Source organism: Roseobacter sp. (assembly GCF_024639605.1).
Classification (GTDB): domain Bacteria; phylum Pseudomonadota; class Alphaproteobacteria; order Rhodobacterales; family Rhodobacteraceae; genus Roseobacter.
Map to the genome: position 1 here is coordinate 45,178 of NZ_JAHEHZ010000003.1, position 11,458 is coordinate 56,635.

Consider the following 11,458-nt stretch of genomic DNA (forward strand, 5'->3'; position numbering starts at 1 on the left):
ACATAATGCTCTGGTCTCTGATTAAGATTGTACTCTTTGTTGCAGCTGTTGCAGCACTGGCACTCGGTGCCGATTACCTGCTCGAAAGCGAAGGCGGTGTGCAGGTCACCGTAATGGGCAGCGAATACACCTTTGGCCCGCTGCAATCGGTCATCGCCGTGGCGGTGATGGTGCTCGCCGTCTGGATATTGCTGAAACTGCTCTCGCTGCTGATGGCCACGTGGCATTTCCTCAATGGTGATGAAACGGCGCTGTCGCGGTATTTTGACCGCAACCGGGAACGCAAAGGCTTCGAGGCTCTGTCCGAAGGGCTGATGGCGCTGGCCAGCGGCGAGGGCCGTGTTGCGATGAACAAGGCCGCCAAAGCCGACCGATATCTCAACAAGCCTGAGCTGACCAATCTGCTCACTGCGCAGGCCGCCGAAATGGCCGGGGACAAGCGCAAGGCCGAAGAGACATACAAAAAGCTGGTCGCCAACAACGCGACGCGCTTTGTCGGAGTGCGCGGTATTCTGCGTCAGAAACTGGCAGAGGGGGACACCGAAACGGCGCTGGCTCTGGCTGAGAAAGCGTTTGCTCTCAAGCCCAGACACGAAGAAACCCAGGACGTGCTGTTGCGTCTGCAGGCAAGGAAAGAGGACTGGGCCGGTGCGCGGCAGACCCTGAGTGCCAAGCTGAAACACGGCACCCTGCCACGCGACGTGCATAAACGCCGTGATGCGGTTCTGGCGCTGTCGGAGGCCAGGGATATTATTTCTGACGAGAGTTCTATCGAGGTGCAGGAAAAGGCCATCGAGGCGAATAAACTGTCGCCTGACCTCATTCCCGCAGCGGTCATGGCGGCGCGCAGCTATATCCGCCAGCAGCGCCCGCGCCTCGCGACGCGGCTCCTGAAAAAGGCCTGGGAGGCACACCCGCACCCCGATCTGGCCGCAGCTTTCGCTGAAATAGAGCCTGATGAGACACCCCAGGCCCGGATCAAACGTTTTGCCGCTCTGACCCGGACGCGACCTGACGACCCTGAGACAAAGATGCTGCTGTCTGAACTGCACATCGCCAACGAGGATTTCCCGGAAGCCCGGCGCGCTCTGGGAGATCTGGTTGAAACCGACCCGACGGTGCGGTCTGTGACCCTGATGGCGGCGATCGAGCGGGGCGAGGGGGCAGCGGATGCAGTCGTGCGGGGCTGGCTTGCGCGGGCGGTAACTGTTTCGCGCGGCCCGCAGTGGATCTGTGACAACTGCCAGCACATCCACGCGGAGTGGGCGCCGATCTGTGAGAATTGCGAGAGCTTTGACACGCTGGCCTGGAAACGCCCGCCAATGTCGGAAATGGCGATGCCCGGCGGCGTGCAGATGCTTCCTCTGATTGTCGGTACGCTTGAGGACAAATCCGCGACGGAAGAGCCCGACGAAACAACCGAAGATACCGAAATTGTAGATGCGGAGCTGGTCACGGATCCGCCGGGCGACCCTGCTACGGAAACTCCTGAAAACCAGGAAACCAGCAAAGCCGTCTGAAACCCCGGCGCCGGGTCTTGACCTTCCAGTTACTGGAACCCTTATGTAGACGGCATCTGCATAAGGGAACCCTGGTACATGGCAAATACAGTCACGCTTTCGGTCGAAAAAATGTCCTGCGCCTCCTGCGTCGGTCGGGTGGATCGCGCCCTTTCGGCGGTGCCCGGGGTTCACAGCGTCGCGGTAAACCTTGCAACGGAAACCGCGACCGTCACCGGCGACGTTTCTGCTGACGCTCTGATCGCTGCCGCAACTGACGCAGGATACCCCGCACGCCGGTCCGATGCCGATGCGCTGGCACAGGGCGCGCGCCGTGATGCAGAAGCCAGCCACCTGAAAAGGCAGGTTATGCTGGCGGCGGCACTGACCGCGCCGGTGTTTTTCCTCGCCATGGGCGCGCATGTGGTGCCGGCACTCGAAGCTGCGGTCGGGCAGGGGAACAGCCACCTCATTCAGGCCATCCTGACGCTCGCGGTAATGGCCGGCCCCGGGCGCGCTTTCTATCGTGACGGGTTTCCGGCGCTTTTCCGGGGCGCGCCCGATATGAACAGCCTCGTTGCCCTCGGCAGCGGTGCGGCGCTGATATATTCGTTGTTTGTGATGCTGATCCCTTCGGCCTTTCCCGAAGCAGCCCGCGGCGTTTATTTCGAAGCTGCTGCCGTCATCGTGACCCTGATCCTCACAGGACGCTGGCTGGAGGCGCGCGCGAAAGGCCGTACCGGTGCCGCGATCCGTGCGCTCGCCGGGTTGCAGCCGCGCAGCGCCCGTGTGGAACGCGACGGAAAGACCCTCGAATTGGCCGTTGCTGACATCGTGACGGGCGACTTTATTCTGCTGCGTCCGGGCGAACGGGTGCCGGTCGACGGCGAAGTGCTCGAAGGCACAGGAGCCGTGGATGAAGCGATGATGACCGGCGAGCCGATGCCGGTTGAAAAAACGCCCGGTGATAAGGTCACCGGCGGAACGGTCAATGGCGCGGCCAGCCTCAGGATCAGAGCGACCCGGGTGGGCAAAGACACCGTGCTTGCCGGCATCATCCGCATGGTGCAACAGGCCCAGGGCGCCAAACTACCAGTGCAGGATCTTGTAGACCGCATCACCATGTGGTTCGTTCCGGCGGTTCTGGTGGTGGCTGCGATTGCTGTCGTGGCCTGGGTGATCTTCGGGCCGGCACCTGTCATATCCTACGCTCTGGTGGCCGGTGTGTCGGTGCTGATCATCGCCTGTCCCTGCGCCATGGGGCTGGCAACGCCGACCTCGATCATGGTGGCGGTGGGACGTGCTGCCGAACTGGGCGTTCTTTTCCGCAAGGGCGATGCGTTGCAGACGCTGGCCGGGATCGACGTCATCGCATTCGATAAAACCGGCACGCTGACAACCGGGCGACCGGTGCTGGCGAGCCTGGAACTTGTTGAAGGCCGGGAGAGAACTGACCTGCTGGCGTATATCGCCGCTGTGGAGGCGCGTGCGGAACATCCCGTCGCCCGCGCCATCGTCGAGGCTGCAAAAGACGCGGGTGCGCCGGAGCACGCGGCGCAGAATGTCTCCGCACGCAGCGGACTGGGCATCGAAGGAGAGGTCGAAGGCCGCACCGTCCTGATCGGGTCAGGCAAACTGATGGCTGATACCGGGATCAGCACAGCAGAGATGGACGACCGCGCCAGTGAACTTGCAGCGCAGGGTCAGACGGTATTTTTCGCCGCAATCGACGGCAACGTGGCGGCGCTTCTGGGGGTGTCGGACCAGATCAAAGAGAACGCCCGCGCAACGGTGGCCGCCCTGCGCGCGCATGGTACGGAAGTTGCCATGATCACCGGCGACCGCGAAGAAACAGCCCGCACAATCGCCAAAGAGATCGGTATCAGCACCGTGGTCGCGGGGGTCATGCCCGACGGCAAGGTCAGTGCCCTGCAGGAGATCCGCGGCGATGGACGCCGTATCGCATTTGTCGGGGACGGGATCAACGACGCGCCGGCCCTTGCGGCGGCGGATGTGGGCATCGCCATCGGCGCGGGCACGGATGTGGCAATTGAAGCGGCAGACGTGGTTTTGATGTCCGGCGATCTGCAGGGTGTGATCCGTGCGGTATCAGTCTCTGATAAGGCAATGCGCAACATCCGTCAGAACCTTTTCTGGGCATTCGGATATAATGTCGCTTTGATCCCCGTCGCCGCCGGGGTCCTTTGGGCCAGTGCGGGTATCCTGTTGTCTCCGATGCTCGCGGCCGGAGCCATGGCGCTTTCGAGTGTTTTTGTTCTGACCAACGCACTGCGCCTGCGTGGCATGACGGGAGATAAGCTTTGAACATCAGCGACGTCGCAAAGGCCACGGGCCTGCCGGTAAAAACCATCCGCTATTACGAAGACATTGATCTGATCACGCCCGGGCGGGGCGAGAACGGCTATCGCAGGTTCAGCGTGCAGGATCAGCACCGGCTGGCTTTTATCGGGCGGGCACGCTCGCTGGGGTTTTCGGTCGAGGCCTGCCGCAGTCTGCTGTTGCTTTATAATGACCGCGACCGGGCCAGCGCCGATGTCAAACGGATCGCCAGAGAGCATCTCGCGGAGATTGAGCGCAAGCGGGATGAGCTGACACAGATGCGCGATACGCTCTTTCAACTGATCAGCGCCTGTGCGGGTAACGACCGGCCCGACTGCCCGATCCTCGCGGATCTGGCGTCAGGTGATGGCTCTTGACGCGGCGCGCATTCGGGTCAGGTTAGGCGTATGGGCGACGTTTTTCAGCATACGATCAAGGTTCTATTTCAGCACTGCGACCCGGCGGGGATCGTTTTTTATCCGCGCTACTTCGAGATGGTCAATCAGACGGTCGAGGAATGGCATGAGGTCGGCCTTGGCCACTCTTTCGCACAGATGCATCTGGAACGTGGCCACGGTGTGCCAACGGTCTCTATCGGGGCCGAGTTTTCCGCGCCCAGCAGAATGGGCGATATTCTGACCTGGCGGCTGCGTGTTACAAAGCTCGGGCGCACATCTGCCCATCTGCATGTTGAAGCGCATTGCGCGAACGAACTGCGCATGACGGCTACGCCGGTTCTCGTGTCGGTGGATATGAGCACCGGCCGTCCGGTGCCCTGGCCCGACGCCATGCGATCACGCATCACGACCTTCCTGCAGAGCAAACAGCTTTAAATATAAAAATTTCAGGCTTGAAACAAATTCCGTGTCGGATAGGTTTGTGATCAGTGAATCACAGACAGGGTGCCGGTGATGAAAGTTGCATGTCTGGGCGGAGGGCCTGCAGGGCTCTATTTTGCGATCTCGATGAAGTTGCGCAGTCCGGAGCATGAGATCGTGGTTTTTGAACGCAACAAGGCTGACGACACCTTTGGCTGGGGGGTCGTACTGTCCGACGAAACGCTGGATAACCTCGCCGCAAACGATCCCGTCAGTGCCGACATGATCCGGGCCGAATTTGCATACTGGGACGATATTGCAGTCGTGCATGACGGGCACCGGACGGTTTCTTCGGGCCACGGGTTCTGTGGCATCGGGCGCAAACGCCTGCTGATACTGCTGCAGCAGCGCGCGCGGGATCTGAACATCGATCTGCGCTTTGAGCAGACTGTGGAAAAAGCCGCTGATCTGGCGGCGGAGTACGATCTTGTTGTGGCCTCTGACGGGCTCAATTCCCGCACCCGAACGGAGTTCGAAGAAAGCTTCAAGCCGGATGTGGACCTGCGCAAATGCCCCTTCACCTGGCTGGGCACGCATCAGAAATTTGACGATGCATTTACGTTTATTTTCGAGAAGACCGTGCATGGCTGGGTCTGGGCACACGCCTATCAGTTCGACCCTGACACAGCGACTTTTATCGTGGAATGCAGTCAGGAGACCTATGACAACTGGGGCTTTGAGACGATGTCCAAAGCGGACAGCATCGCCACCTGCGAGCGGATTTTTGAAAAGCATCTCGGCGGTCATGCGCTGATGTCGAACGCCGGTCATGTGCGCGGGTCGGCGTGGATTCGGTTCCCGCGCGTGCTTTGTGAGCACTGGCATCACGACAATATCGTGCTGATGGGCGACGCCGCGGCGACGGCACATTTCTCCATCGGATCGGGCACAAAACTCGCGCTGGAATCCGCCATTGCTCTCGCCGGTTACCTTACGACTGAAGAGAGCATGCCGGCGGCCTTTCAGAAATACGAAGACGAACGGCGCGTGGAAGTTCTGAAACTTCAGTCGGCCGCGCGCAACTCGCTGGAGTGGTTCGAGGAGGTCGGGCGCTACCTGGATCTCGACCCGGTACAGTTTAATTATTCGCTGCTCACCCGGTCGCAGCGGATCAGTCACGAGAACCTGCGCGCGCGCGATGCCGACTGGCTGAGGTCTGCGGAAGGCTGGTTTCAGACCGCGGCCGGGGTCAGCGACAACGCGCCGGTGCGGCACCCGATGTTCGCCCCCTTTCAGCTGCGCGGGATGCATCTGAAAAACCGCGTAGTGGTCTCGCCAATGGCGCAGTACAAAGCGGTGGATGGTACGCCGACCGACTGGCACCTCATCCATTACGGTGAGCGCGCCAAGGGCGGCGCGGGCCTGATATATACGGAAATGACCTGTATCAGTGACGATGCGCGCATCACGCCGGGCTGCCCCTGTATCGCAACAGATGCGGATGAGGCCGCCTGGAAACGCATTGTGGATTTCATTCACGCGGAGACCGCGGCGAAAGTCTGCCTGCAGCTTGGCCACGCGGGATCGAAAGGATCGACCCAGGTGGGCTGGGAGGAAATGGACGCGCCGCTTGAGACAGGGAACTGGCCGCTGATTGCAGCGTCCGATGTTCCCTGGTCGCCACGCAACGCAACACCACGCCCGATGACGCGGGACGATATGGACCGGGTAAAGGCAGATTTCGTTGCGGCAGTGAAACGCGCGGACCGTGCCGGATTTGACATGATCGAGCTGCATGCTGCGCACGGCTATCTGATTTCGGGTTTCATCACACCGGTTCAGAACCGGCGGGAGGACGAATATGGCGGGTCGCTGGACAACCGCCTGCGTTATCCGTTGGAGGTGTTTGACGCCATGCGCGCCGCCTGGCCCGAAGATAAACCGATGTCGGTGCGGATTTCTGCACACGACTGGCTTGGCGATGAGGGCATCACGCCTGAAGATGCCGTGCAGATCGCAGCGGCCTTCCGCGATCATGGCGTGGACATTTGTGATGTCTCTGCAGGGCAGACTTCCACAGATGCACGGCCTGTCTATGGCCGCATGTTTCAGACACCGTTTTCGGACAGGATCCGCAATGAAACGGGCCTGCCCACCATGGCGGTCGGCAATATTTTCGAGCCTGATCACGTGAATTCCATTCTGATGGCAGGGCGTGCGGATCTGGTATGTCTCGCCCGGCCCCATCTCAGTGATCCTTACTGGCTATTGCATGCCGCGACCGCCCTGGGGGACCGTGCAGAAGCCTGGCCCGCGCCTTACCTTCCTGGCCGTGATCAGGCCTGGCGACTGGCGGACAAAGATCAGGCCGCCTCTGAGGAGATACGCGCATGAGACGGGTGCTGGTGACAGGCGGCGGTTCGGGGATAGGCCGCGCAATTGCCCGCGATTTTGCCGATGCAGGTGACGCGGTCACGATTTCCGGGCGACGTACTGATGCCCTTGAGGAAACGGATGGCGGGCGCGGTATGACGCTGCGCCCGGGCGATGTGACCTGCGAGGCGGATGTGCGCGCCCTCTTTGATGCTCCCTATGATGTGGTTGTCGCCAATGCCGGATCTGCCGTGGTTCTGCCACTTGCAAAAACCGGGCTTGAAGACTGGCAGAGCACCATTGATGTCTGCCTCACGGGCGTTTTTCTGACGTTCCGCGAGGCGTTGCGCGACATGCCTGCCGGGGGGCGGCTGATTGCTATGGCGTCAACCTCCAGCCTGCAGGGGAGCGCAAACCTTTCCGCCTATGTGGCGGCCAAACACGGCGTGCTGGGCATGGTGCGCAGTCTGGCGATCGAGGTGGCGCGCAAGGAGATAACCTGCAACGCCGTCTGCCCCGGTTTTGTCGACACACCGATGGCCGACGGCGCGGTGCAGAACGTGGCCACACGGTACGATATCAGCCTGGAAGAGGCGACCGCCCGGATCGTAGAGGACAATCCGCTGAAACGCATGATCCGGCCCGACGAAGTGGTTGCCGCCGTCCGGTTTCTGGCAAGTGCTGAGGCCAGCATGGTGAACGGCCATGCGCTCAGCGTTTCGGGAGGCGAAGTATGAGACGGTGCAGGCAGCTTCCCACAGGTGGAGAGTATTGATGCAGGAGACCACGTCCCCGTCAGACCTGAGCAAAGACCGTCTGCGTGTCTGGCTGCGCATGCTCAAAGTCACCCGGATGATCGAGGCTGAACTGCGCGAACGCATGCGCCTGACCTGGGATATTACCCTGCCGCGTTTCGATGTCATGGCGGCCCTGCGCCGCAACGCGGAGGGGCTCAAAATGAGTGATCTGTCCGGTGTCCTGCGTGTCTCGAACGGTAATGTCACCGGGATCGTGGACCGCCTCGTGGCCGACGATCTGGTCGAGCGGCGCGCCGTCGAGGGCGACCGCCGGGCCATGCGCGTTGTGCTGACGGCGGCAGGGCGAGAAATGTTTGACGAGATGGCTGCCGTGCATGAGCTCTGGGTCGATGAGCTTCTGTCACCGGTCGGCGCACAGGGCCTGAACACGCTTCACAGCCGTCTGGGGCGCATAACCGGTCGTCTTGAGGAGGAAAGCTGATGCCTGAGCATTTCAACCTGACGCGCCGGGGGGATGTCGCCCTCGTGACGCTCAACAACCCGTCCCGCAAGAACCCGCTGACCTTTGAAAGCTATGCTGAACTGCGCGACTGGTTCCGTGCGCTGCGCGATGATGAGGAAACAGGCGCCGTGGTGTTCGGATCGGCGGGTGGCAATTTCTGCTCGGGCGGTGATGTGCATGACATCATCGGGCCGCTGGTCGCGATGGATATGAAAGACCTGCTGAAGTTCACCCGGATGACCGGCGATCTGGTCAGGGCGATGCTGGGTTGTGGCAAGCCGGTGATTGCGGCGGTGGATGGTGTCTGCGTTGGTGCAGGAGCGATCATCGCCATGGCCTCGGATCTGCGGCTGGGCACTGCTGACGCGAAAACCGCGTTTCTCTTCACCCGGGTGGGGCTCGCGGGCTGTGACATGGGTGCCTGTGCGATGCTGCCGCGCATTATCGGGCAGGGTCGGGCGGCTGAACTGCTTTATACAGGGCGCACCATGCGCGCAGACGAGGGCGAAGCCTGGGGCTTCTTCAACCGCCTTGTGGCCCCCGGGGACCTCGAAGCTGAGGCCGTCACCCTGGCGCAGCGGATCGCCGACGGGCCCGGGTTTGCGCATATGATGACCAAAACCATGCTGCAGCAGGAATGGTCGATGACCGTTGATCAGGCGATCGAAGCCGAAGCGCAGGCGCAGGCCATCTGTATGCAGACCGCCGATTTCCGCCGCGCTTACGAGGCGTTTGTGGCAAAAGAGAAGCCGGTGTTCGAAGGTGACTAAAGACTGTTTTGCGTTGGATACTTCCTGGCACCCGGCAGATCACCGATGCCTCTGGCACGGTTGTCTGCCGCCCGAAGACGTAAGGAGCCCGCGCCATGACAGACCGTAGTTTTCTCGACTGGCCGTTTTTCGAAGACCGGCACAGGGAGCTTGCAGCAGCGCTGGAGACCTGGTGTGCCGAAAACCTCGGGTCGGTCGATCACAGTGATACAGATGCTGCGACCGTGGCGCTTGTGCAGATGCTGGGGGCAGGTGGCTGGCTGAGATATTCCGGTCCTGATCCGGCGAAACCTGCGCCGCTGGATGTGCGCAGCCTGTGCCTGATCCGCGAAACACTGGCGCGCCACGACGGGCTGGCGGATTTCGCTTTTGCCATGCAGGGGCTGGGCATGGGGGCTGTATCGCTTTTCGGAAGCTCAGAGCAGCGCGAATGGCTTGTCCGTACACGTAAAGGCGCGGCTCTCTCAGCATTTGCACTCAGCGAGCCGGCGTCGGGCTCCGATGTGGCCAGCCTCGCGACAACGGCGGTGCGCGATGGCAATCACTATGTCCTGAACGGCGAAAAGACCTGGATTTCCAACGGCGGCATTGCGGATGTCTACACGGTTTTCGCGCGCACCGGAGAGGCAGAGGGCGCGCGGGGGCTCACGGCTTTTCTGGTGCCGGCTGACACGCAGGGTCTGGAGATTGCCGAACGGCTCGAGGTGATGGCGCCGCATCCGCTGGCGCGGCTGACTTTTCGCGATCTGCGCATCGATGCCGGTGCAGTGATCGGAACCCCGGGTGAGGGGTTCAAAGTCGCGATGTCGGTGCTGGATGTCTTCCGCTCCACCGTTGCAGCGGCAGCACTCGGGTTTGCGCGTTCCGCACTGGACGCGTCTCTTGAGCGGGTCCGCGCACGGCAGCTTTTTGGCGCGCCGCTGTCTGAGTTACAGATGGTTCAGGGGCACATCGCTGATATGGCACTGGATGTGGACGCCTCGGCACTGCTGATTTACCGTGCGGCCTGGGCGAAGGACACAGGCGCCGCGCGTGTCAGCCGGGAGGCCGCAATGGCGAAACTTTTTGCCACGGATCAGGCGCAGCGTGTCATCGACAAAGCGGTGCAGCTGCACGGTGGCGACGGGGTGCGCGTAGGCTCTGTTCCCGAACGGCTTTACCGCGAAATCCGGGCGCTGCGAATCTATGAAGGGGCGTCAGATGTGCAGAAGGTCGTGATCGCCCGCGCGACACTGAAAACACCGTAACAGAGACGGTTATTCAGGTCCTGCGGCCTGTGCCAGCTCATCCAGCGTGATGTGCACGATGTCGGGGCTGATGATTGTCTGGCGTACCAGACGGTCGAACTGGCGGGCGAAATCACGTACCTGATCGGGGCTGCTGACCACCAGATAGGCATCACCGATATATAGAGCCACGCGCTCCTTGCCGAAGACGGTGAAAGGTGCGGAGAAACTCCGCGTGCCATCATAAAGATGCAGCCGGAGCGCGGGATAATTATCGCGGCACACGCGCGCCATATGAGTAAGCTGCCGGCGTCGCAAAGCCACCGGCGTGTCGGCCCAGAGGCCGGTGCCGGCAGAGAGATCCCTGAGGGTCTGGACCGGCATGGCAATTTCCACGTCGACATCATCCAGCGAGATACTGCCCAGAACCGCCTCGACACCGCCACCGTGCGGGCCTGGTGTGGCGTAATGACCCGCTTCATCAGGATCAAAGCTCAGCATGTCGGGCAGGGTGGAGGGCACATAACGCAGTTTGAACCCGGTGGCCTCGCTGCGCCACTGGTCCAGCGGAGTGGAGCCATCGGCCTGCATTTCCTGTTCAATCTTGACGCTGCCTGCCACTTCCTGGCGGCCTTCGGGTGCGTTCTCCAGACAGAGCAGCCAGTCCACCGAAACGCCGCTGACCGATGCGATGCGCCTGAGCGTTTCGGCCCGGGGCAGCCGGTCTGACGCGGGACTCAGGAACTGGCTGAGGGCCGACCGGTCCATACCGGTCTGGCGCAGGAAATCCGAACGGCCACTGCTGTGTGACCGGACAACCCGGCCGAGACGGGTGCGGAACTGGGCAGAAAGATCACGTTTGTCCAAGAGTCTGTCCGGATCATTTGTAGTAGAAACACTACAAAAGTGCTTAAACGCTTCATAATAAACATAAGTGTTGCATATACACGCGCTTGTGAGAATTGTTTCAGCATCCAGAATACAGCAGCTTCGGTCGATAAGCCGACACTTCAGACGCATGAGAACAAAAAATTGAATACCCGAAGAAAAAGAATTTTCACGCCGGTTGAATGGCCTACCCTGATTGTCGCCGCTCTGTGCTATGCCGGATATGCTGCGGCAACGAGCGCATATGGCGCGCTTGGTCCCGCTGCATCAGCAATTCTGCTGAC

Annotated in this window: 10 protein-coding genes and 1 pseudogene; 10 read left to right on the forward strand and 1 reads right to left on the reverse strand. The window is 61.3% G+C overall.

The annotated features are described in order from the left end of the window. Positions 1–5: 5 nt before the first annotated feature. The 9 genes from Q0M35_RS01010 to Q0M35_RS01050 all read left to right on the forward strand — a co-directional run bounded on the left by Q0M35_RS01010 (position 6) and on the right by Q0M35_RS01050 (position 10,307). Positions 6–1,520 (forward strand): heme biosynthesis HemY N-terminal domain-containing protein, encoded by a 1,515-nt coding sequence (locus Q0M35_RS01010; protein WP_295311294.1) that lies wholly within the window; start codon positions 6–8, stop codon positions 1,518–1,520. Positions 1,521–1,598: 78 nt separating this feature from the next. Continuing rightward, entirely contained in the window at positions 1,599–3,824 is a 2,226-nt protein-coding gene (locus Q0M35_RS01015; RefSeq protein ID WP_295311296.1) for a heavy metal translocating P-type ATPase, read from the forward strand. After that, complete coding sequence (gene cueR / locus Q0M35_RS01020) at positions 3,821–4,216, forward strand: Cu(I)-responsive transcriptional regulator (RefSeq protein WP_295311297.1); 396 nt, start codon at positions 3,821–3,823, stop codon at positions 4,214–4,216. The genes Q0M35_RS01015 and cueR overlap by 4 nt, the downstream gene beginning before the upstream one ends. A gap of 30 nt (positions 4,217–4,246) precedes the next feature. Then, positions 4,247–4,672 (forward strand): thioesterase family protein, encoded by a 426-nt coding sequence (locus Q0M35_RS01025; RefSeq protein WP_295311299.1) that lies wholly within the window; start codon positions 4,247–4,249, stop codon positions 4,670–4,672. A gap of 78 nt (positions 4,673–4,750) precedes the next feature. After that, on the forward strand, positions 4,751–7,051 hold the full coding sequence (locus Q0M35_RS01030) for a bifunctional salicylyl-CoA 5-hydroxylase/oxidoreductase (protein WP_295311301.1): 2,301 nt from the start codon (positions 4,751–4,753) through the stop codon (positions 7,049–7,051). Beyond that, complete coding sequence (locus tag Q0M35_RS01035) at positions 7,048–7,767, forward strand: SDR family NAD(P)-dependent oxidoreductase (protein ID WP_295311302.1); 720 nt, start codon at positions 7,048–7,050, stop codon at positions 7,765–7,767. The genes Q0M35_RS01030 and Q0M35_RS01035 overlap by 4 nt, the downstream gene beginning before the upstream one ends. A 37-nt stretch (positions 7,768–7,804) precedes the next feature. After that, positions 7,805–8,269, forward strand: coding sequence for a MarR family transcriptional regulator (locus Q0M35_RS01040; protein ID WP_295311304.1), 465 nt, complete (start codon positions 7,805–7,807; stop codon positions 8,267–8,269). Then, a complete protein-coding gene (locus Q0M35_RS01045; protein ID WP_295311306.1) occupies positions 8,269–9,060 on the forward strand; it encodes an enoyl-CoA hydratase family protein in 792 nt (263 codons plus the stop codon). Before Q0M35_RS01040 ends, Q0M35_RS01045 begins: the two co-directional genes overlap by 1 nt. Positions 9,061–9,155: 95 nt before the next feature. Continuing rightward, entirely contained in the window at positions 9,156–10,307 is a 1,152-nt protein-coding gene (locus tag Q0M35_RS01050; protein WP_295311307.1) for an acyl-CoA dehydrogenase family protein, read from the forward strand. 9 nt (positions 10,308–10,316) lie between these two features. Here the strand turns inward: Q0M35_RS01050 and Q0M35_RS01055 are convergent, their stop codons facing one another. Then, positions 10,317–11,153: a transcriptional regulator gene (locus tag Q0M35_RS01055; RefSeq protein WP_295311309.1), complete on the reverse strand. Its 837-nt coding sequence runs from the start codon at positions 11,151–11,153 to the stop codon at positions 10,317–10,319. Positions 11,154–11,192: 39 nt separating this feature from the next. Between Q0M35_RS01055 and Q0M35_RS01060 the strand changes: the two are divergent. Next, positions 11,193–11,458 (forward strand): annotated as a pseudogene (locus Q0M35_RS01060) (hypothetical protein); the annotation flags it as partial.

Coding starts and splice junctions, on each gene's coding strand:
- Q0M35_RS01050 (WP_295311307.1), top strand. CDS start 9,156: ATGACAGACCGTAGTTTTCTCGACTGGCCGTTTTTCGAAGACCGGCAC.
- Q0M35_RS01025 (WP_295311299.1), top strand. CDS start 4,247: ATGGGCGACGTTTTTCAGCATACGATCAAGGTTCTATTTCAGCACTGC.
- Q0M35_RS01030 (WP_295311301.1), top strand. CDS start 4,751: ATGAAAGTTGCATGTCTGGGCGGAGGGCCTGCAGGGCTCTATTTTGCG.
- Q0M35_RS01010 (WP_295311294.1), top strand. CDS start 6: ATGCTCTGGTCTCTGATTAAGATTGTACTCTTTGTTGCAGCTGTTGCA.
- Q0M35_RS01045 (WP_295311306.1), top strand. CDS start 8,269: ATGCCTGAGCATTTCAACCTGACGCGCCGGGGGGATGTCGCCCTCGTG.
- Q0M35_RS01015 (WP_295311296.1), top strand. CDS start 1,599: ATGGCAAATACAGTCACGCTTTCGGTCGAAAAAATGTCCTGCGCCTCC.
- Q0M35_RS01035 (WP_295311302.1), top strand. CDS start 7,048: ATGAGACGGGTGCTGGTGACAGGCGGCGGTTCGGGGATAGGCCGCGCA.
- Q0M35_RS01040 (WP_295311304.1), top strand. CDS start 7,805: ATGCAGGAGACCACGTCCCCGTCAGACCTGAGCAAAGACCGTCTGCGT.